Raw genomic sequence first — 20,903 nt, forward strand, 5'->3', positions numbered from 1 at the left:
CTAAAAAATGACCCTAAATTGTGACCTAGGCATGTTTATTGAAAAACAGACTTGTCACCCTAGTTTGTAAATTAATTCCCCGATGAAGCGAATACTGCCCCTATTCTTAGTCATGATTTTCATGATTAATTTTCCTTCTTTCACCTTTGCCCAAGACACATCCGGAGATAAAGGATCACTTCAGTCTGGCACCATTGATAGTCAGTTTGAATATATCTACAGCGTATCAAATAATTTTCAAGAATATAAAGTTGTAAAAAGGACAAATCTGGATCAGCTCAAATCCAATATTCTGGATTCCATGCGTACCATGAGAACTGAAGTCGGTGATCTTAAATTGTTGATAGTCAATGAAAAAGATTCTATCAACAACCTCAATTCAATTCTGGAAACAGCCGAAGCTGAAAAGTTAGCAGCCATAGCTGAAAAGGATAATTTTACTTTTCTCGGCATGGGAATACACAAGGCTGTTTATTCCTCTATGATGTGGATTTTGGTTGCAGTGCTTGCAGGAGCACTTGCAATTTTCTCTTTTCAATACTTTACCAGCTTCAAAAAGATCAAGAAAGCCCAAAAGGATTTGGCTGATGTGCAGGAAGAATTTGACAATCACCGCAAGAATATGCTAGACCGGGAGCGTAAACTCAAGCGAGAGTTGGTTGATGCGCAATTGGGCAGATAGCTGTCTTTTTCCACAGATCAGTATTTCAATATGCCACCTCAATGAAGAGGTCACCGTGAGGAATGCCACGTCGAGTAGAAGTGCGATGATCGGTTTCAGCCTCTTTCATAGCCCTATTAAGCATGAGAGCCTATTTTGATTTGAGAAAGTAGTTGCGGGTGAATCTCAAACCTTTCACTTTTACTGAGGCAATCCTTGCAAAAAAGCCTTAAGTTTGTGCCCGCATTACCAAAATCAACGGATGGCTAAAAAAAGAGGAACTGCTCTAGACGAAACTGAGAAGAGGAAGTTGAATAAGCAGAATTTAAGTAAGCTGGGAGGCATTTTTCAATTTTTGATGCCTTACAAGGGAGCCTTCTTTTTAGGATTGGTTTTCCTTGTTTTTTCCTCGCTCACGCTACTTACATTTCCATTTGTTGCCGGTAAATTGATAGATACCGCTCAAGGTACAGGCTGGATAGTGAATGATATCAATTCGATTGCCCTGATATTGGTAGGAATCCTCGCGGTACAGAGTGTTTTCTCTTTCTTTCGTGTTTGGCTGTTTGCTTTGGTATCTGAGCGTTCGATGCGGGATATACGTTTGGCATTGTATTCTAGAATGGTCCGCTTGCCAATGACCTTTTTTGACAAGCGCAGGACAGGTGAGTTGATCAGTAGAATCACATCCGATGTAAGCATGCTTCAGGATACCTTTTCTGTCACCCTGGCAGAGCTTTTCAGGCAGGTGGTTACGCTGATTGCTGGTGTGATTTTCCTGATGGTGAATACACCTAAATTGACCTTGTTTATGCTGGCTACTTTCCCGGTTTTGGTGGTAATAGCCATGGTCTTTGGGAAATTCATCCGAAAACTATCCAAGAGTACTCAAGACGAACTTGCTGCGGCAAATGTGATCGTGGAGGAGACCCTTCAGTCTATCAGTACTGTCAAATCATTTGTTGGAGAAGCGTTTGAATCTGCCCGCTATGGAGCTGGACTGAACAGAGTAGTTGGAGTTGCCCTGCGCGCCGCCAAATACCGTGGAGCATTTATTTCATTTATCATTTTTGCCTTGTTTGGCGGAATCGTAGCAGTGATGTGGTACGGTGCGAGCCTGGTCAGCTCAGGCGAAATGAGCGTGGGCGAACTGGTTTCCTTTGTATTGTACACCACGTTTATCGGTGGATCCATAGCTGGTTTGGGGGATATTTATGGACAAGTCCAAAAAGCCATAGGTTCATCCGAGCGCGTACTGGAAATATTAGATGAGGAGCCTGAGTCAGTGGCCGGACAAAAGACAGACAATTTCCAGGGTAAAATCTCTTTTGATCATGTAGGTTTTCATTACCCGACCCGTCCTGAAATGGAGGTGCTAAAAGACCTGACGTTCTATGTGAATCCAGGCGAAAAAGTTGCGCTGGCAGGCCATTCAGGCGCTGGGAAATCTACGATTATCCAATTGCTGATGCGCTTTTACGATGTTCAGAAAGGATCAATTCAGGTCGATGATCGTCAGCTGAGCGAATGGGATCTGGAAAATCTCCGCTCGCATGTAGGAATGGTACCTCAGGAAGTATTGCTCTTTGGAGGTTCGATCCGGGAGAACATAGCTTACGCAAAACCTGGAGCAACAGAGGAGGAAATTATCTTAGCATCTAAAAAAGCCAATGCCTGGCAGTTTATTTCCCAATTCCCAGAAGGCTTGGACACGCTGGTAGGCGAAAGAGGTGTGAAGCTTTCTGGTGGTCAAAGGCAGCGTGTGGCAATTGCCCGGGCTATTCTTAAAGATCCATCTATTTTGATCTTGGATGAGGCTACTTCTTCTTTGGACGCAGAGTCAGAGCACTTGGTACAGGAAGCTTTGGACGAATTGATGAAAGGGCGGACCACTATTATCATCGCGCACAGATTAGCGACCATTCGCAAGGTGGATAGAATCTATGTGCTCAGCGATGGGGAAATTGTGGAGCAAGGCAATCACGTGGACTTGCTCACTCGCGAAGATGGCTTTTATGCCAATTTGGTGCGCTTACAATTTGCCGATTAACTCAGGTTGTGGGCACAGATCGATTTGACCATTCCCATGAATTTTTCCAAATAGAGTTTAGAATCAGGGAAAAGCAGCTGCATTTCCTTCTGATCCAGTAATCGGATTTCATCCAGGTATTGCTGCGCATGGGTAGGATCCCATTTTTGCAGTCTGCTCATCTTAGTTTTGGTCAAAAAAAAGTAAAGCACTTTCTGAGGAAGGTATTGTGCAAATGGAATCGCGTAATGTGCTTCAATCGGAAACCTTCGGTTTGGCGTTTGGATAAAGTGCTTTTTTCCCACACGCATAATCTCATTGGCCATTTTCTGCTGGTTCTCCCAGGTATATAAGTGCTCAATTACAGAGTTGGAGAAGACCAGATCGAAGCTTTTGTCCGCGAATTCAGGCATGCTGGTAGCATCACCAATTACGGATTTTATTTTAGGATGCGTAGTTTCTTCTTTGCCTAGATTGAGTAAGGTGATTTCTACCTTAGGCAAAGAAGGGAGGCTGCTGGTATCCCAGAAATAAGAGGCACCACCTACATCAAGGACTCGAATTGGGTCACTCTTCGAAAAATTCTGAAAGAACAGATTTTCAAAATCTTTTTGTCTTTGGTTTCTAAATTTGGCTCCCAGAGAATTGGGATTGTCGGAAGGTGAAAAGAAATTGGAAATAAAACTCATGCGTTGCCTTTGAGGCGTTTCAGCTAACAAATATTCACAAAAGTAATCAGCCTTGGGGATTCTTTGCTTAAATCTAGAATGATAACCATCTTATTTTATTAAGTGGATTAATTTTAAGCATAAAAAAAACCTCCTATTTAATTAGGAGGGTAATTTGTAATAGTTCTGTTGTCGTAGAATTATTTATTCAGCTTAAACTTTAAATAGCGCCTCAAAGAAACCCATTGTTTCACCTTTTTTCTTAAAGATCAGCATGGGTAGGATATTATTAACCAAGACTAATTTTTCGGCAACGCTTCCAAGTAAAATAGAAGCAGATTTAGTTTTTCCGCGCGAACCAAGCAAGATCATATCTGCACCGACTTTTCCGGCTTCTTCGAGCAAGGCTTTACCCTGTCCCTCCCCGTTATTCAATACGAACCGACATTCCAGTTCCTTGTGATTGAATTTTTGGATAAACCGCTTAAAATCTTCTTGGGCATTTTCTTTCATGATTTCCGCAAACTCTTCAAATGATTTGCCGGTTTTAGAGTAACCGTGCGGCACTTCATATAAGTGAACAGGAATTAGTTCGGCGCCCAATTCCTCGGAGATTCGCTCCCCGAAATCATAAATTAAGTCGGTATGGTCAGAGAAATCCGACGGAATCATAATTTTCTTAGGCAAGCCAGGTGGCCGACGTTCCTGTAGGAGTAAAACTGAGCAAGGGGCCTTTTTGGCTATACCCTTAGCTAAAGATCCTGATCCTTCAAGCTCTTCTTTCCTACCCATTATGATCAGATCTACATCTTTGATCTTGGCCCATCGGAGTAGGGTGTCTAGGGGATGCGCTCCCTCCTCGGCAAACACCTCGATATCCATGCTCTCAGGAAAATCAAACTCTTCCAGTTTTGACTTGATTAAAGCTTCGATGGACTCATCTCCTGGGGCTAAAAGTTCCGGGTGATTTTTAAGAATTTCATCAGGAACTGCTAGGTTTTTAGCCACATGGACAAAGTAGCATTTATCTATTCCTAAGAAATTTAGGTACACTATTGTCTTTTTGATCAGGATATCATCCATCTCGGTGAGATCAAGACCAATCATGGCCTTATAAAAATACTTCATAGTTGTTTGGCGTTTATTCCCCTTAATTTAAAGCTTTGATCCAGTTTAACGAATAGTTTTTATGTTTTTACTTGATGATTTGCTTTTCGAGGTAGATTTGTATGATGAAGGTAATGCAAAAATATTTTTTGGCTATTGTGCCTGAAGGAAAGTTTCAAGAGCAGGTTACTCAGTTGAAATGGGATATTAGAGAAAAGTTTCAGTCAAAATATGCCCTTAAATCACCGGCTCATATTACAGTAAAAATGCCTTTTAGCTATAATGAGGCGAAGGAAGAAAAGTTGTTTGAGAAGCTCCAAGGGTTTATTGCAGGCCATAGACCTATGACTATGAATATAGCAGGAGTGAAGACATTTGGCAGCCGTGTGATCTATCTGGGGGTAGAGGCAGGGCAGGATTTATTTGATTTTCAGAGTGATTTGAAGACCTTTTGTAAAAGGGAGTTGAATCTGGTAGATGAGCTGAGCGATCGGAATTTTCATCCCCACATGACTATAGCCTTTAAGGATATTAAAAAGACTCAGTTTCAGAATATCTTGGAATTTGCCACAGAAGCGCGCCTAACTAAAGATATGAGTGTAAATGAAATAGTCCTTCTGAAAAAGGTTGCCGCTAGTTGGGTAAGTCATAAAAAACTAAGTCTGAAGGATGTCTAAGCACTTTTAACTCATGATTTCAGGTAATAATATACAGGGAATCAGTAAATATCTATGGCAAAAAAAATAGCCGAGTCGCCCCGGCTATTTAAAATTGTTTAGAAGAAAGATTACTTAGTATCCAGGATTTTGATCTGCATTGGTAAGAGCAGAATTGTTATCCAACTCTACAGTAGGAATTGGCAACAAATCATACCTGCTTTGGTAGCCAGCTATAGGCTCATTTGATAGGTAGCCCATTCTTCTCCATCTTCGGATATCTCTATTTCGAACTTGCTCTCCAGGCATTTCTACCCGTCTTTCATGCATAATGGCCAGTCTGGTTTGCTCTTTTGTTCCTGTTGGAAACTGAGCCGTAGGATATTCTGGCATTTGTACATCAGCCCTGTTTCTAGTAGCATTAAGGTAAGGTAATGCCGCTGATGGTCCAGTGAGTTCATTTTCCACTTCAGCCATCATTAGCAGAACATCTGCATATCTGATAGACCGGAAGTTGATGCCAGACTGTTGGTTTTCATTTGCTCTCTTGTAGATCGTCTGGTATTTTCTCCAGCTTGGCTTAGTGAAATCCCCCTGTACTGTTGATTCATCAAGCACACTTTCCCCTGCATTAAAGGTGTCTCCCAGACGGTAGAAATTGTAGCTCTTCCTAGGGTCTTCTTTTGGAGTGGTTTCAAATTCGTTTACTAGACCGGTGTTTGGAATTAAGTTTCTCCAGGCATTAGGACCATATTCCTGACCTCTAAATGTGATTTCCGCAATTCCAGTACCATCGGCATTCCATCCTCCTGCATTCCCCTGAGACTCAGTAAACTGGATTTCCCAGATTGACTCGGAATTGTTTTCATTTTCCTCTTCGAAATTATCCAAATAACGATCTACCAGCGAATACTGGTTTGAGTTGATTACCTCAGTCAAATATGGTCTTGCACCGGTATAATCACCTTGGAAAATAAGTAGTTTGGCAGCCAATGCCTGCGCAGCTCCTTTGCTTGCCCGTCCTACATCAGAACCTGAATAAGTGCTTGCCAGTGGAAGGCGTGAGATCGCTTCATTGAGGTCGTTTAAAGACTGAGCATAAGACTCTGCCTGAGTAGATCTAGCCAAACCATCAGGAGAAGTAGCGGAGGTAGTCATTAGCGGAACTCCACCCCACAGGGTGGACAATTCGTAGAATGCTAAACCTCTCAAGAAATAGGCTTCACCTACAATTCTGCTTCGTAAATCGTCTGTAATATCGTCAGTAGCATTTTCTGCATTTTCTATCACCAGGTTTGCTCGGTGGATTAGTCTATACCATCCTCTCCAGTTTGCTTCTACCTGAGGGTTGGAGCCATCAAAGACATAGTTGAGTACCTGAGCTCTAGGGGCTTCAAGCTGTCCCCCTCCAGACTCTACATCATCCGAAAGTAAGTCGTGTAAAAAGAAATACTCTCTGTTATATAAGTTGTTTCCTTGGAGTGTAGCATATACAGAGTTCACTGCCGCTATGAGTTGAGGTCCTGTTTTGTAGAAAGTCTCCGTACCCAATTGATTTGGGTTCACCGGATTCAATACTTCCTCATCACAGGCCACTAAGCCCACAGCCATTATCACTGCCAAAAACGTGGATCTTGTTTTCATGATTTCTTTATTTATAATTAAAATGAAAGTTGAATACCTCCCATGATCGTGCGAGCTGCAGGGAATTGACCATAGTCAATACCTGTGCCAAGGGACGAGTTGATACCCGTACGAGCAGCGACTTCAGGGTCATAACCTGAATAATCTGTGATTGTTAGCAGATTCTGCGCTGAGAGATATACTCTTACTTTTGAAATGTTTCCTTTGCTCCAAGTGTTCAGTAGGCTACTTGGAATACTATATCCTACGGAGATGTTTTTCAATCTCAAATAGGAACCGTCTTCTACGAATCTTGAGCTAGCTCTAGCATTTCTATTTGGATCGCCTGATATAGCTCTAGGTACATCCGTATTGGTATTGGATGGTGTCCAACGATCCAGTACAACATCACTTGCACCAAATAGCCTTGTCATACCTTCAGTGTGGTAGCGAAGATTGTTGAAAATCTCATTGCCAGAGACTCCTTGCCAGAACATGGTAAAATCAAAGCCTTTGTAAGAAGCATTCGCATTTAGTCCATAGGTGAAGTCCGGTAAATAATGTCCAAGGTTAGTTCGGTCATTGGCATCAATTACCCCATCGTTATTGATATCTCTAAATCGAATATCTCCGGCTGCAGTATGCGTAGTTGGATCATATTCAGCTGGGTCGTCTGGGAGGATTTGTCTTGGAGCTGCTTGCGCTTCCTCATTGGTCTGGAAGATTCCATCCGCTATCCAGCCTAAGAAATAAGCAATAGGCTGTCCCTCTTCAGTTAGAGTCATCGCATCTCCCTGAAAAGCTGGTCCAAAGATGGTGTTTCCTGTACCCAAAGACACTAATTCATTGTTAACAAATCCCATATTTCCATCTATTGACATCTGGAAATCTCCAGAGCGAAGTTGATAACCCGCTGTAATTTCAAGTCCGGTGTTTTTAACTGTACCCACATTGGCTACTGGCGCACCATCAAAACCTAATGATGGAGGAATAGGAACTCCCAGAATCATGTCCTCAGTAGTATTTTCAAACCATTCCAAAGAAAGATTGAACTGGTCATTAAATAACCCCAAATCCAATCCAATGTTTTTCATGATCGTAGTTTCCCACTTCAAATCCGCATTTGCCAAGGCGCTGATGGTACTTCCTGTCAGTAAGTTGTCATCAAAGTTGTAAAACAAGTTGGAGTTGATTGTTGCTTGATATACGTAATCACCGATACGGTCATTTCCTGTTTCTCCATAGCTTGCGCGTAGTTTCAAGTCACTTACAGCTTCGACACCTTGCATAAAACCTTCTTCACTTACTCTCCAGCCCACAGACAAAGAAGGGAAGGTACCCCATTTATTATCCGGGCCAAATCTGGATCCACCATCACGTCGGATACTTGCACTTATCAAATACTTTTGCGCGTAGTCGTAGTTAACTCTACCCACATAGGATATAAGTCCATATTCTGTTCGCGTACTGGATGTGGTTTGGTTCTCAACTCCTTGAAGTTCTTTTACCTCGTTGGTTAGCGAGTTTTGACCAGAGCCGGTTAAGCTTGAAAAGGTAGAAGTTTGTCGCTCTATTACGCCGAGCGCGTCTAGATGATGCTTCCCAAAGTCAGTAGTATAAGTGAACTGATTACTGATCAATGGAGATACAAAAGTAGATCTCGTCTGGCTGATGGCAGCAAATGGCTGAACGCTGAAGTCGCCGGCGTTGAAGCTTGGCGTATAATCAAAGGTATTGCCTAATCCTATATCCATACCTACCAAAAACTTATAATCAAGACCCTTTAGGATATTTACAGTCACATAGCCGGAACCAAGGATTTTGTAATCCTCAACATTGTTTCGTCTCAATTCTGCATTGAGAACTGGGTTTTCAGGATCCGAGCCATCTACTCGATCTGATGCTCTAAAGCCTCCTAATCTTGATGCATCACGTACAGGGATGTACGGAATGGACTTCACAATATGTTCCAGTTGGCTACGTCCCCCAGAGAATGGTTCATTTTGCCTGTCAGAATATGCTACGGTCAAGGTCTGACCAATCTTTATTCTATCATTGATTTTAAATTCAGTATTTGAGCGCATAGAAACCCGCTCGAATCCTGTACCTCGCATGATACCATCTTGAGCAAAATAGCCCACTGAGAAATTATAAAGGGCATTTTCTGTACCACCAGCCACGTTGAGGTTATAATCCTGAATCGGGGCTGATTGGAACATTTCGTCCTGATAATCTATGTCATTGTTGGCAAATTCTCCCAGATTATCAAATCTGGCTGGGGCATCTTCTCCCGCATTTCCTAGAAGATCTCTACCAAATGCGATGTATTGATCGCGATTAAGGAGATTTAGCGTTTTCCAGGCATTTTGTACGCCATAATAGGCATCCAGAGAAACTACTGGTTTGCCTATTTTACCTTTTTTCGTGGTTACCAAAATAACCCCATTTGCACCTCTTGAACCGTAAATAGCGGCTGTGGAGGCGTCTTTCAGAACTTCTATGGATTCGATGTCTGCCGGGTTGATTTGATTCAGTCCACCCGCTGGCATTCCGTCGATCACATAGAGTGGTTCATTGTTACCTACCGTACCCACACCACGGATTCTTACTATGGGGTTGGTTCCTGGCGATCCAGAATTGGTTACGTTGACACCTGCAGCTCGACCCTGAAGTGCCGAAGCTAAGCTTGGAACTGGTAGGGCCCGGATCTGCTCAGAGCCTACCGAGGAAATAGCGCCGGTTACTTTGGCTCTTTCTTGAGTACCGTAGCCGACTACCACAACCTCTGAAAGTTGGGAAAGATCCTCATCCAGAGTTACATTGAGCTCACTGGAATTTCCTACACGTACTTCTCTTGAAGTGTAGCCAATAAATGAGAAAACTAGAATTGATTCGTCCGATGGGACGGTTAAGCTAAAGTTTCCATCGATATCCGATGCCGTACCGATAGTGGTACCTTTAACCAGTACATTCACACCGGGCATGGTTTCGCCGGTGGATGATTTAATGACTCCGCTAACAGTTTTACTTTGGGCGAAGGTGCTTCCTGATGCTATAAGAAACAGGAATAGTGATAGCACAAATCCATGAAGAATTTTCCATGGGGGTAGTGCACGAGATTTTGGGTAAATCGTTTTACACATAAGTTTAAGAAATTTTTAACAGGTTCTTTTAACCTGTTAGGTTTGAGATGGGTAAATTGTATTGCTTGTTACAGCAGTATTATGCCGTTAATGTAAAAATCTTTTTTTGGTTATAATTATTATTACGTAAAAATCTTTTTTACCACTAAAAATGAATGTGCTGACATGTAAATTCAAAAAATTCTATTTTTTTACTTGAAAACACCTACTTTCATAAAAAATATAGGGCCAGTAGTTGATCTTAATTGAAAAATATTTCTTCTCTATCAAAATATAAGAAAAAAAATTTCAGTTGACTCCTTTTTTACCTATTTATTTAAGATTCCAGTTTCACTTCCTTTTCCCAAAATTAAGCTTTTGGGTGAAGAGTTTTCAAAATAAACTTGAACAACATTCTTTTGATCTGGGAAATCATTTATTAATACACTGTTTTTCACTTTAACCAAACTAGGCTCTTTTACTAGTTCTGATTCGAAGTAAAACCAAGCCGCATCATCTTCGACTTCATAGCCAAGGAATTTGAGTTTCACAGCTTTGTCTTCAATCCAGATTGTAGTTTGGTCTGCCAAGTAAGTTTCAATTTGCTTATTCAGTTTTTCTTTAATGGCGGGATTTAGAAAATCAATGGATTCATCATGGTAAGCACTTAATGCGATTTCCAGATCATCCCAAAAAATCTTCTGTGAGATCTCCAGATGTTCGGTTTCCTCATTCCATTTTATTTCCGTGAGACTGAGGTGAAAAGGGTGGGCAAATACCAGCCATCCCAAACTGATCATGTATAAGTAAAACTGGTGCATTTGGTATTCTGTAGTCTGTCTTTTCTGGGAATAATCCTGTATAATTGCGCAATTTACTTCTTTAGAGGTATTTCACCCTTTCTATGAGTCCATTTCAACTTTATTTTCGTCTTGGCCTTCAACATATCCTGGATATACAAGGTTACGATCATATTCTTTTTGTATTGGCACTATGTGCAGTCTTTATTCCTAGGGATTGGCGCAAAGTCCTGATTCTGGTTACAGCCTTCACTATAGGCCATTCTTTGACCTTAGCTTTGGCTACCTTCAAAGTAGTCAATGTAAATTCTGATCTGATCGAATTTCTGATCCCGGTGACCATAGCGATTACAGCGTTTATTACAATTCTCCGGCCAAGACCCTCTTCCGGTAAGGGCATCTCGGTCAACTATATCTTTGCATTGGTATTTGGCCTGATTCACGGTTTGGGTTTTTCCAATTATCTCAGAAGTCTATTAGGAAAAGAAGCGAGTATCTGGCAGCCTTTGCTTGCCTTTAATCTTGGACTTGAAGTTGGGCAATTGGTCATTGTGGCTGTTTTCATGCTTCTCACTTCCATCTTGGTAGGAATAGCCGGAGTGAGCAGGAAGGAATGGACTTTGGTAGTAGCGTCCATGGTATTCGGTGTGGCGCTGATGCTGATGTTGGAAACGAAATTTTGGTAGAAAAAATGTTCGGTTTCGGGAGACCGATGTCCGATGAATTAAGAAAATAAATTGCTTATGAGAAAAATACTATTACTTACAGCATTCGCAATCTTGGGGATTTTCCCTGCTTTTGCACAGCACTCGGATCAGAATCATGCCGAGCGATTTGAGCAGCTCGGTCCTATGCTTCGCACACCAAATGTTTACCGCACTGCCTCTGGAGCTCCCGGTCATATGTATTGGCAACAGCAAGCAAATTATGTGATTAACGTGGAGCTGGATGATGAAAATCAGTCTATCAAGGGTTCTGAAAAGGTTACTTATATCAATAATTCTCCTGATCAATTGACTTACCTATGGGTGCAACTGGAGGAGAATCAGCGTGGAGCAGATTCGGATACGCCAAAGGCAGCGGAAAGCTCAATCGGCTCAAGAATGACCCTTCGTAGTCTTGAAGGTCTTATTTGGGCTAATGAAGATTTTGGTTATAAAGTATTGGAAGTGAAAGATTCCAAAGGAAATCCTCTTCCGGTCACTGTCAATAAAACGATGATGAGAATTGATCTTCCTACTCCGTTGAAAGCTGGAGATAGCTTCACCTTCGGAGTAGATTGGACTTTCAACATTACCAATAGAGTTGGTTATATCTCCGGCCGTCCAGGATACGAATATTTTGAAGGAGATGACAACTACTTGTACACCATGGCCGAGTGGTTTCCAAGAATGGCTGTTTACTCAGACTTTGAAGGCTGGCAAAACAAGCAATTCATGGGCTCTGGTGAGTTTGCGTTGGTTTTTGGTGACTATGAAGTAAATATCACCGTTCCTGCCGATCATATGGTAGGCGCAACTGGCGAGCTTCAAAATGCAAGTCAAGTTCTTTCTTCAACAGAATTGAATAGATGGAATACAGCAAAGAAAACTTATGATAATCCAGTTGTAATCCGTACGCAGGATGAAGCTACTGAATTAGAAAAAAGTAAGTCATCTGAGAAAAAGACCTGGAAATTCAAAGCTGAGAACGTTCGTGACTTTGCCTGGACATCCTCCCGTAAGTTCATCTGGGATGCGATGGCTGTAAAGCAAGGAGGCAAAGACGTGATGGCCATGTCGTACTACGCCAAAGAAGCCAATCCGCTGTGGGGTCAGTATTCTACCCGAGTGGTAGCGCATACGATCAAATCGTACTCTGCCCATACTTTCGACTATCCGTATCCAACTGCGATTTCTGTAGAGGCTGCAAATGGCATGGAATACCCGATGATTTGTTTCAACTATGGTCGTCCTGATTCTGACGGAACATACTCTGAAGCAGTGAAAAATGGAATGATTGGGGTGATTATTCACGAAGTAGGACATAACTTTTTCCCAATGATTGTGAATTCTGACGAGCGTCAGTGGACTTGGATGGATGAGGGACTGAATACCTTTATGCAGTTTATGGCTGAGCAGGAATGGGATCGCAATTTTCCTTCTCGCCGTGGTCCTGCGCATAAGATCGTGCCTTACATGAGAAGCTCAGTGAATACACTTGAGCCGATTATGACCAACTCGGAGAATATCATCCAGTTTGGCCCAAATGCCTATGCAAAACCAGCAACAGCCTTAAATATCCTTCGTGAAACAGTGATGGGAAGAGAGCTGTTTGACTACGCTTTCAAAGAATATGCACGCAGATGGATGTTTAAGCATCCTACTCCAGATGACTTGTTCCGTACGATGGAAGATGCTTCGGCAGTTGATCTGGACTGGTTTTGGAGAGGATGGTTCTATGGTACTGAGCCTGTGGATATTGCTATTGAGAATGTAGCGCTATACAAAATGGAAAACCGTACTCCTGCAGAAATAAATGCGGAACGGAAGGCGGAAGCAGACCGTGAGGAAGATTACGTTTCCAAAGAATTCAATAGAACCGACGTGAAAGAAACGGTGATTGAAGCCAATTCTGCAACACGAGATTTCTACACGACTTACAATCCTTTCACCGTGACTCCTGAAGATGAAGCAAGCTATCAGAAATTTATGGCTAGTCTTTCTCCTAAGGAAAAGGAGTTGATGGAAAAGGATTTGAATTTCTATGAGATCACCTTCAAAAATGTTGGTGGATTGGTCATGCCGATCATTTTGGAATTCCAATACGCTGATGGTACTTCTGAGATCGATCGAATCCCTGTGGAAATCTGGAGAAAAAATGAGTCTCAGGTGACTAAGGTATTTGTGAAAGAGAAAGAGGTCACTCAAATCATTCTTGATCCAAAAAGAGAAACAGCCGATATCGATGAGTCCAGCAATTACTGGCCAAGACAATATCAGCCGACTCGATTTGAATTGTTCAAAGGCTCGGGAGCTGCGCGGGGGACATCTACAGGTAGTAATCCTATGAAAGAGGCACAGAAGAAGTAATCTAAGACAGTATAACTAACATGGATATACGGAATGATGCCAGTAACCAATATTTCTTTGCTCCCCCGGTCAGAAGACCGATGACCGAAGACTCCCGCATTGGCGGGACAGGCTGAAATTGCCTCAATTCTAAAGTTTAACATATGCTATATTGCTTTGGCTTCCTTACTGGCAGAAAAGCGGATATACATAATAACTAATCTAAAAAGCCGGCGAAAGTCGGCTTTTTTACCTAGATCTGAATATTGTTGTTGAAAAGGGCCTTATATATACCCGATATTGGGTATTTCTTTTACTGATTCTCTTGACTAGGTTTAAGAAGTGAAAATTTAAAAAATAATGAAACCACAAAACCACAAACTATAGAATCTTGATGAGGCTATTTTATGAAAAGCTTACTTTTTCTATTCTCTTTCTTTTTCTTCTAGGATTTTCTCCTGCTTATGCTCAAAATTCTTTTGGGTTGGAGTTTGGGCACAATTGGAGAAGTATTTCTGGTGGAGCCTTTGATTATGACAGTATTCGGATTTCTACGATTTCGGGAGGCGATACTGGAGAACCATTTGGGGGTATTTTCTATGAGTACCAAATTGGGAAAAGGATTTCACTTCATAATAAACTCAACTACGGATCGAGATTTATAGGCTATGCTGTATATAACAACTTTGCTGACTGTCAATTCTGCCCGGTACGGAAGATCGCTACAGTAGGAGTAGGCAGTTTAGCATTTGAGATTTTACCACAGGTTACTATTCTATCCTATTCTAATTTCAAATTGAACATTTTTGGAGGAGTCAATTCAACATTCAATTTCGTCAAAAATGAAGCTGATTTATATTTTCAAAACCAGCCAGGAGTTAGTTCGGTGTTTAATTCTTTGGATAGTGTAGTGGATCCGATCACCTTTAGTTTTGCCTATGGTGCCTCCTTAGAAATATGGAGAATCATGTTGTGGGCTAAAGTAAATCCTCCGGCCTCTTTTACTAATTCAATAGAAATCAATGATCAGGAATATGACTTTGATAACTCTTGGGGATTTGTATCCTTTTCGCTAGGGTATAAGTTTTTTAGTTTAAAAAGGCGACATTACTAATCAAGGCTCAACGCTTGGATATAATCAAAACTAGGCCGGCGAAAGTCGGCTTTTTCCATTTCAGGAATTTTCATGGTGTTTGTTGCGCACTTTAATTACCTTGAAAATCAATTGAAATAACCCAAACCCATACCTATGAAAAAGATCAATCTGATTACGAGTCTACTTATTCTCGCAGTTACTTTTCTTAGCTCGACTTCTTTTGCGCAAAAAAGAGATTTCTACGAGCTGAGGACTTATCACTTTGAAAATGCTGAGCAAGAAGCGATGCTGGACGATTACCTGGCCAATGCTTTTATACCTGCTGCACACAAATACGGAATTGCCAAAGTGGGTGTATTCAAGCCCATAGCTTCCCAGCCGAATGCAGGCAAGGCAATCTATCTATTTCTGCCATTCAAGTCCATGAATGATTTCGTGGCTTTGGAGGGAAAACTGGCAAAAGACCAAGCCTATCAGACTGCCGGATCTGCCTACATCAATGCTTCCCATACCAATCCACCTTACAAAAGAATTGAAAGCTCTCTACTTCAGGCGATGAGTGGACAGCCGAAGTTTGCCGAATCTAAGTTGACAAACGCCAAGAAAGATAGAGTCTATGAATTGCGTAGCTATGAAGCTGCTACGGAGCGTCTGTATCAGGCTAAAGTGAAGATGTTCAATTCCGGTGAAATGGATATTTTCGAAAAGCTGAATTGCAGTCCGATTTTCTATGGTGAGACGATAGCTGGGGCGAATATGCCAAACTTAGTCTATATGACTACCCATGAAAATATGGACATCAGAAATGAACACTGGAAGCAATTTGGTACTGATCCTGATTGGTTGGGCATGAGGGACTTGCCTGAATACGCCAATACGGTATCCAGAAACGACACGAAATTGCTTTATCCGGTAGAATATTCAGAGTTGTAATGGAATGTGAAAAGCCGGCGAGATTCTGTTTTTTTTAACCGCAATGCGCACAGGACTTTATCATGTGCCTATTTCTTTATAATTGCTGAGTTAACCCAAATCTCCAGTAGCGGGGATTTTCGCAGACCTTCCAGGTTTTGAAAACTTGGAAGGTCTTCTTTTTACCCATTCACTTTTCTCACAATTCCTTCAAAAATGCTCACTCCTGTGTCTATCAGTTCGTCCGGGAAATCATAGGTAGGTTCATGAAGCTGCGGACAATCTTCACCAGCCCCCAATCCAAACAAGTACGATGGGCAGCTCTGGCTAAACAATCCAAAATCCTCTGACCAGCGGAATGGCTCAGGTTTCTCTAGTACATCCAGTTCTTGCTCTTTCATTACTCCTTCAGCAATTTCAGCTGCTTTTGGATTATTTTTGGAAACAGCGAATGACTCGACGAAACTGAATTCGCAGTCTAGCTTTTCTGCTGAAGCAATTCTTTTGGCTTGCTCGGTAATCATTTCAATCAAAATTTCCAGTTCTGCTTGATCAAATGCGCGGATAGTCAAACTCAGACTTCCCTTTCCTGCACTTGTTCCAAAAGCTAGGCTTCCAATCTCCGCATGGATAACTGTGACCAAAGCAAAAGAGGAAAGCTTATCCGTAAGCTTTGGAAGGGTTTGGATTAATTGAGCGATTGCCTGAGCTGGATTGATACCGGCATCTGGATGAGCGGCATGGGAAGTTTTCCCCGTCAGGGAAATAGTCAATCCTGTGCTGCCCGCAGCAAAAGTTCCTTTTCTGGTCACCACTTGATGAAGTGGAAATCCGGGGAGATTGTGAAGTGCAAAGGCAAAGTCAGGTTTGATCTGCTGGAATTTTGGATCATCCAAAATCCAACGCGCGCCTTCACCTGTTTCCTCAGCTGGCTGAAAAAGCAAAACAACTTCTCCACTTTCAGGTCTTTGCACAGCAAGCTTTTCTCCCAATCCACAAATGATGGTCATATGTCCATCATGACCACAAAGATGGGCTTTGTCTGGAGTTCGACTTTTGTATTCAGGGTCTCCTGTTTCCTGGATAGGTAGTGCGTCCAATTCCGCCCGAAATAAACTTCTTGTTCCGTTTTTTTTTCCTTTGAAAACGAATGCAAGGCCATTTCCTCCCAAATTTTGAATGATATGGTCTGGATTGAGTTTTGCAAAAAAGGCTAAAATTTTCTCTGATGTGGCTGATTCTTCACCTGCGATTTCTGGATGTTGATGAAGGTTTTGTCGGAAAGAGATTAGCTCTGAAATCGGCATTTTATTTTAATATTTTTGGAAGGTAAGTTTCTACTGATCAGTTGGAATCATTTTTGACGAAAAAAATGAGGCTTTGATCAGGAACTTTTCAGGATCACTGGCTATTTTAGGATATCAATTCAACCATTCAACTGTAACTTTTATGAACGAGACACAAATTCAAAACTACAACGAGCAAATCCAAGCTTTGGAATCACAAATCACCGGTGACATGTTTGCAGACATGGAGATTCGTGATAAAATCCACAATTTGAAAATGGAGCGTGATGGCGTGAAACCTACGGATTCCAGCATAGACTGCGTAGGTTGCGGAAGTTAATCCACTGACTTTGGCTAGATACTTTATCATTTATAAGCCTTTCGGGGTTTTATGTCAATTTTCTGGAGAGGGGCAGACACTTGTCTCTCTTTTTGATTTTCCAAAGGAGGTATATCCGGTCGGCAGGCTGGACAAAGACTCCGAAGGACTCCTTATTATCACAGACGACAAATCCTTAAATCATCATTTGCTGAATCCTCGCTTTGGTCATCAGCGCACTTATTATGCTCAGGTGGAAGGAGCTCCCGAGCCAGAATCCCTAAAAGCATTGATGCAAGGAGTAATGATCAATGTGGATGGACGAGACTATAAAACCAAGCCAGCAATAGCAAAGATCTTAGACCCAATTCCTTCACTTCCAGATCGGGATCCACCGATTCGCTACCGAGCTTCCATTCCAGATACTTGGGTTTCCTTGACTTTGATAGAGGGGAAAAATCGTCAAGTCCGTAAAATGACTGCTGCGATCGGACATCCTACGCTAAGATTGGTTCGCTGGTCCATGGAGAAACTGACCATTCAAGGATTTAAAGTTGGTGAAGTGCTGGAGCTCGATGAACAAACGATTTATCATAAGTTGGGATTGACAGGTTTTAAGAAGACGGAGGGGAATAAATCAAGGCGGTAGGGTTTTAATTTCTCGCGGCGACGCAGCGGCGCTGCGAAAAAAGGAGCATTTAGAGTCATTTTTGATCTTTAAATTTTTGTATGCCTACTGCGCCTTGGCGACTTTGCGGGAGATAAAACGCTGCGCTTCCGCGCCGCTGCGAGAAATAATTATTCGCTTCTTCGAGAAATAACCTTCTTAAAAAATCATAAAATCCCTTTAATCGTAAGGCATTACCGCTTCTAAGATTTAAGATTGTCCTTTGGGACAAAAACCTCTATTTTAGTCTCCAATTAATACCACTCAAAGATTTAGATTCCATGCATCAGGAAAAAATAGCAGACGTAATACAGGAAGTAAAGAAGGTAGTCGTAGGCCAAGATAGAATGGTCAGCAGACTTTTGATTGGACTTTTTACCAATGGACACATTCTTTTGGAAGGTGTGCCGGGCTTGGCAAAGACCTTGACGGTAAATACACTGGCCAAAGTGCTTCACCTTGATTTCAACAGAATCCAGTTTACTCCGGATTTGCTTCCGGCAGATTTGATAGGTACGATGATCTATAATCAGCAGGCGGCTAATTTTGAAGTGAAAAAAGGCCCTATTTTCTCCAATTTGATCTTGGCAGATGAAGTCAACCGATCTCCTGCTAAAGTTCAATCGGCACTTTTGGAAGCCATGCAGGAAAAGCAAGTGACTATCGGTGACACGACCTATATGCTGGATAGACCTTTTTTGGTACTTGCTACGCAAAACCCGGTCGATCAGGAAGGAACTTATCCACTACCAGAAGCGCAAGTGGATAGATTCATGATGAAAGTGCACATCGATTACCCTAGCAAGGCTGACGAGATGGAAGTTATGCGCAGAATGGCAAATATGTCTTTCAGCTCTGAGGTGAATGCAATACTGTCTAAAGATGAGATTTTTGATATACGAAATCAGATCAATGCGGTGAAAATGGCAGAGCCACTGGAACACTATATTATCGAGTTGGTTTTTGCGACCAGATTCCCTGCACAATACGGTTTGAAAGAAGAAGCTAAGTACATTCAGTTTGGAGTTTCACCGCGTGCCAGCATCAATTTGAACCTGGCATCCAAGGCAGTAGCATTCATGGATGGGCGGGATTACGTGCTACCTGAGGACATCAAAGAAATAGCAGAAGATGTGCTGAATCACCGGATTATTTTGAATTACGAAGCAGAAGCAGATGGGATAAATACAAGAGATCTTGTAAAAATCCTGATGGAGAAGGTTCCAATTAACAAATCCGTAACATTGAAATAATAGCTATTTCACCATTAAAAAGGCTTTTCGAGGGAGAAGCCTTTTTTTATGCCCTTTTTGTTATTCCAATATTAAATTCGGCACTCTTTATTAAACAAAGGATAATTCCGATAATTCTTTTGAGGTAAAAAATTGAGACAGATTTGCATCGTCAAATAAGGCAAACCATAATCAATTTTATATTTCAATGAAAAAGTTCAATTATTTACTCATGTTGTTTTCAGCTGTGTTGATCACATTCTCCAGCTGTGAAGATGATCCAGAACCAGATGACAATGGTGTAACAATCACGGGTGTACCTGCTACTGCTACTATTGAAGCTGGTGGAACAGTTGGTCCAGTGACTGCTACAGCTACAGCACTTGACGGTCTTAGAGATCTAGTGATCACTAAGGACGGAGCTGCTTTTGCTACTGTACCTTTGACTGGAACTACAGCTACTGCTCCATTTGAATACACGGCCCTTCCTGAAGATGCAGGAAAGAACGTTGTTTTTGAATTTACTGTATCTGACGTAGATGGTGACCAAGCTAAAGTTAGTCACGTATTGACAGTAGGTGCAGAAGCAACCACAATCAGAGTAGATGAGGACATTACTGCTGAACTGACGACTTGGGAAACTGGCAAGACTTACATCTTGGGTAGTAGAATTGTAGTTGAATCAGGGGCTACACTTGTTATCGAGCCAGGTGTGATTGTTAAAGGTGAAGTAGGAACTGGCGCCAATGCTTCTGCTTTGGTAATAGCTAGAGGGGCGAAGATTGAGGCAGTAGGTTCTGATACACAGCCAATTATTTTTACATCGGTTGCAGATGAAATTATGCCAGGTCAAATAGCATCTCCAAATCTTGACCCAGAGTTGAATGGTCTTTGGGGCGGGTTGATCGTTCTTGGTAGAGCAAAAGGATCTTTTGCAGGAAACGTAACTGAAATTCAAATCGAAGGTATTCCACCTTCCGATCAGCGTGGTCTTTATGGAGGTTCTGATGACGAAGATGATTCAGGAACATTGAAATATATTTCTATCCGTCATGGAGGAGCAAATATCGGTGAAGGAAATGAAATCAACGGTCTGACACTTGGTGCTGTAGGATCTGGAACTGAGATCGAATTTGTAGAAGTAATCGGAAACCAGGATGATGGAATCGAGTGGTTCGGTGGTACTGTAAATGTAACCAATGCAGTAGTTTGGAATGCAGGTGATGACGCGATTGATGCGGATCAGGCATGGAACGGTACACTTGACAATTTCATTGTAATCAACGCTGGTGATAAGTCATTTGAACTTGACGGTCCTGAAGGAGCCTATGTTAATGGAAACTACACCTTGACGAATGGTTCTGTATCAGGAGGAGATGCTGCTGGATTAGTTGACAATGATGATAATACTAATGTTGATATGTCTAATATCTACTTCTTTAATATCAAAGCAGGTCAGACATTTGATCAGACCCCAACCGTACCGGTTGCATTTGCAAACTTCCAGGTAACACTACCTGACGGAACAGCAATTGGTGATTTCTTCAAAGGAACTTCTGCTGCGGCTACAACTGCTGTTGCTGAGGGTGAAAATACTGTAGGAGCTGACAAAGCGCCGTTTGCTACTTGGTCTTGGGCAGCGGTATCCGGATCATTGGATGCGTTCAAATAAGAT

Annotated in this window: 17 protein-coding genes; 11 read left to right on the plus strand and 6 right to left on the minus strand. The window is 41.9% G+C overall.

All coding sequences use genetic code 11. The features are described from left to right. The first annotated feature begins 82 nt into the window (after positions 1–82). Both BM386_RS17590 and BM386_RS17595 read left to right on the plus strand, forming a co-directional pair. The gene (locus BM386_RS17590; RefSeq protein WP_170857119.1) at positions 83–682 is read left to right on the plus strand and encodes a hypothetical protein; all 600 of its coding nucleotides are present in this window, start codon (positions 83–85) and stop codon (positions 680–682) included. A 241-nt stretch (positions 683–923) separates the two neighbouring features. Then, positions 924–2,711 (plus strand): ABC transporter ATP-binding protein, encoded by a 1,788-nt coding sequence (locus tag BM386_RS17595; RefSeq protein ID WP_091696656.1) that lies wholly within the window; start codon positions 924–926, stop codon positions 2,709–2,711. On the opposite strand, the gene BM386_RS17600 is transcribed toward BM386_RS17595, so the two are convergent. Together BM386_RS17600 and BM386_RS17605 are read right to left on the minus strand one after the other, a co-directional pair. Then, on the minus strand, positions 2,708–3,379 hold the full coding sequence (locus tag BM386_RS17600) for a methyltransferase domain-containing protein (RefSeq protein WP_091696658.1): 672 nt from the start codon (positions 3,377–3,379) through the stop codon (positions 2,708–2,710). The genes BM386_RS17595 and BM386_RS17600 overlap by 4 nt on opposite strands. A gap of 192 nt (positions 3,380–3,571) precedes the next feature. Then, positions 3,572–4,486 carry a universal stress protein gene (locus BM386_RS17605; RefSeq protein WP_091696660.1) on the minus strand — a complete coding sequence of 305 codons (915 nt, stop codon included), beginning with the start codon at positions 4,484–4,486 and terminating at the stop codon, positions 3,572–3,574. Between the two features lie 113 nt (positions 4,487–4,599). Here BM386_RS17605 and BM386_RS17610 point away from each other — a divergent pair, with 113 nt between their 5' ends. Next, positions 4,600–5,142 carry a 2'-5' RNA ligase family protein gene (locus BM386_RS17610; protein ID WP_170857120.1) on the plus strand — a complete coding sequence of 181 codons (543 nt, stop codon included), beginning with the start codon at positions 4,600–4,602 and terminating at the stop codon, positions 5,140–5,142. Between the two features lie 114 nt (positions 5,143–5,256). Here BM386_RS17610 and BM386_RS17615 read toward each other — a convergent pair whose 3' ends face one another. From BM386_RS17615 to BM386_RS17625, 3 genes are all read right to left on the minus strand, one after another. After that, on the minus strand, positions 5,257–6,765 hold the full coding sequence (locus BM386_RS17615) for a RagB/SusD family nutrient uptake outer membrane protein (protein WP_091696663.1): 1,509 nt from the start codon (positions 6,763–6,765) through the stop codon (positions 5,257–5,259). A 17-nt stretch (positions 6,766–6,782) separates the two neighbouring features. Beyond that, positions 6,783–9,887, minus strand: coding sequence for a SusC/RagA family TonB-linked outer membrane protein (locus BM386_RS17620; protein ID WP_091696665.1), 3,105 nt, complete (start codon positions 9,885–9,887; stop codon positions 6,783–6,785). A gap of 308 nt (positions 9,888–10,195) precedes the next feature. Beyond that, entirely contained in the window at positions 10,196–10,687 is a 492-nt protein-coding gene (locus BM386_RS17625; protein WP_139235941.1) for a DUF6702 family protein, read from the minus strand. Between the two features lie 83 nt (positions 10,688–10,770). On the opposite strand from BM386_RS17625, the gene BM386_RS17630 reads away from it, so the two are divergent. From BM386_RS17630 to BM386_RS17645, 4 genes are all read left to right on the plus strand, one after another. Then, positions 10,771–11,352: a HupE/UreJ family protein gene (locus tag BM386_RS17630; protein ID WP_091696668.1), complete on the plus strand. Its 582-nt coding sequence runs from the start codon at positions 10,771–10,773 to the stop codon at positions 11,350–11,352. 57 nt (positions 11,353–11,409) lie between these two features. Further along, entirely contained in the window at positions 11,410–13,737 is a 2,328-nt protein-coding gene (locus BM386_RS17635; protein WP_091696670.1) for a M1 family metallopeptidase, read from the plus strand. A 373-nt stretch (positions 13,738–14,110) separates the two neighbouring features. Beyond that, the gene (locus BM386_RS17640; RefSeq protein WP_091696672.1) at positions 14,111–14,830 is read left to right on the plus strand and encodes a hypothetical protein; all 720 of its coding nucleotides are present in this window, start codon (positions 14,111–14,113) and stop codon (positions 14,828–14,830) included. 135 nt (positions 14,831–14,965) lie between these two features. After that, the gene (locus tag BM386_RS17645) at positions 14,966–15,745 is read left to right on the plus strand and encodes an NIPSNAP family protein (RefSeq protein WP_091696674.1); all 780 of its coding nucleotides are present in this window, start codon (positions 14,966–14,968) and stop codon (positions 15,743–15,745) included. A 161-nt stretch (positions 15,746–15,906) separates the two neighbouring features. Here BM386_RS17645 and BM386_RS17650 read toward each other — a convergent pair whose 3' ends face one another. Beyond that, a complete protein-coding gene (locus BM386_RS17650) occupies positions 15,907–17,031 on the minus strand; it encodes an amidohydrolase (protein WP_091696676.1) in 1,125 nt (374 codons plus the stop codon). Between the two features lie 142 nt (positions 17,032–17,173). On the opposite strand from BM386_RS17650, the gene BM386_RS23710 reads away from it, so the two are divergent. The 4 genes from BM386_RS23710 to BM386_RS17670 all read left to right on the plus strand — a co-directional run bounded on the left by BM386_RS23710 (position 17,174) and on the right by BM386_RS17670 (position 20,900). Beyond that, positions 17,174–17,350 (plus strand): hypothetical protein, encoded by a 177-nt coding sequence (locus BM386_RS23710; RefSeq protein WP_170857121.1) that lies wholly within the window; start codon positions 17,174–17,176, stop codon positions 17,348–17,350. A gap of 10 nt (positions 17,351–17,360) precedes the next feature. Beyond that, a complete protein-coding gene (locus tag BM386_RS17660; RefSeq protein WP_091696680.1) occupies positions 17,361–17,978 on the plus strand; it encodes a pseudouridine synthase in 618 nt (205 codons plus the stop codon). 299 nt (positions 17,979–18,277) lie between these two features. Continuing rightward, positions 18,278–19,249, plus strand: coding sequence for an AAA family ATPase (locus BM386_RS17665; protein WP_091696681.1), 972 nt, complete (start codon positions 18,278–18,280; stop codon positions 19,247–19,249). Positions 19,250–19,436: 187 nt separating this feature from the next. Next, positions 19,437–20,900, plus strand: a complete 1,464-nt coding sequence (locus tag BM386_RS17670) for a hypothetical protein (RefSeq protein ID WP_091696683.1) — start codon at positions 19,437–19,439, stop codon at positions 20,898–20,900. Positions 20,901–20,903: the final 3 nt, after the last annotated feature.

Source organism: Algoriphagus locisalis (assembly GCF_900116615.1).
GTDB classification, from domain to species: Bacteria; Bacteroidota; Bacteroidia; order Cytophagales; family Cyclobacteriaceae; genus Algoriphagus; species Algoriphagus locisalis.

What these genes read in the sequence shown, in the direction of transcription:
- BM386_RS17630 (WP_091696668.1), top strand. Translation starts at nt 10,771, where the DNA reads ATGAGTCCATTTCAACTTTATTTTCGTCTTGGCCTTCAACATATCCTG.
- BM386_RS17605 (WP_091696660.1), bottom strand. Translation starts at nt 4,486, where the DNA reads ATGAAGTATTTTTATAAGGCCATGATTGGTCTTGATCTCACCGAGATG.
- BM386_RS17670 (WP_091696683.1), top strand. Translation starts at nt 19,437, where the DNA reads ATGAAAAAGTTCAATTATTTACTCATGTTGTTTTCAGCTGTGTTGATC.
- BM386_RS17600 (WP_091696658.1), bottom strand. Translation starts at nt 3,379, where the DNA reads ATGAGTTTTATTTCCAATTTCTTTTCACCTTCCGACAATCCCAATTCT.
- BM386_RS17650 (WP_091696676.1), bottom strand. Translation starts at nt 17,031, where the DNA reads ATGCCGATTTCAGAGCTAATCTCTTTCCGACAAAACCTTCATCAACAT.
- BM386_RS17635 (WP_091696670.1), top strand. Translation starts at nt 11,410, where the DNA reads ATGAGAAAAATACTATTACTTACAGCATTCGCAATCTTGGGGATTTTC.
- BM386_RS17615 (WP_091696663.1), bottom strand. Translation starts at nt 6,765, where the DNA reads ATGAAAACAAGATCCACGTTTTTGGCAGTGATAATGGCTGTGGGCTTA.
- BM386_RS17620 (WP_091696665.1), bottom strand. Translation starts at nt 9,887, where the DNA reads ATGTGTAAAACGATTTACCCAAAATCTCGTGCACTACCCCCATGGAAA.
- BM386_RS23710 (WP_170857121.1), top strand. Translation starts at nt 17,174, where the DNA reads ATGAACGAGACACAAATTCAAAACTACAACGAGCAAATCCAAGCTTTG.
- BM386_RS17625 (WP_139235941.1), bottom strand. Translation starts at nt 10,687, where the DNA reads ATGCACCAGTTTTACTTATACATGATCAGTTTGGGATGGCTGGTATTT.
- BM386_RS17645 (WP_091696674.1), top strand. Translation starts at nt 14,966, where the DNA reads ATGAAAAAGATCAATCTGATTACGAGTCTACTTATTCTCGCAGTTACT.
- BM386_RS17610 (WP_170857120.1), top strand. Translation starts at nt 4,600, where the DNA reads ATGCAAAAATATTTTTTGGCTATTGTGCCTGAAGGAAAGTTTCAAGAG.
- BM386_RS17595 (WP_091696656.1), top strand. Translation starts at nt 924, where the DNA reads ATGGCTAAAAAAAGAGGAACTGCTCTAGACGAAACTGAGAAGAGGAAG.
- BM386_RS17590 (WP_170857119.1), top strand. Translation starts at nt 83, where the DNA reads ATGAAGCGAATACTGCCCCTATTCTTAGTCATGATTTTCATGATTAAT.
- BM386_RS17640 (WP_091696672.1), top strand. Translation starts at nt 14,111, where the DNA reads ATGAGGCTATTTTATGAAAAGCTTACTTTTTCTATTCTCTTTCTTTTT.
- BM386_RS17665 (WP_091696681.1), top strand. Translation starts at nt 18,278, where the DNA reads ATGCATCAGGAAAAAATAGCAGACGTAATACAGGAAGTAAAGAAGGTA.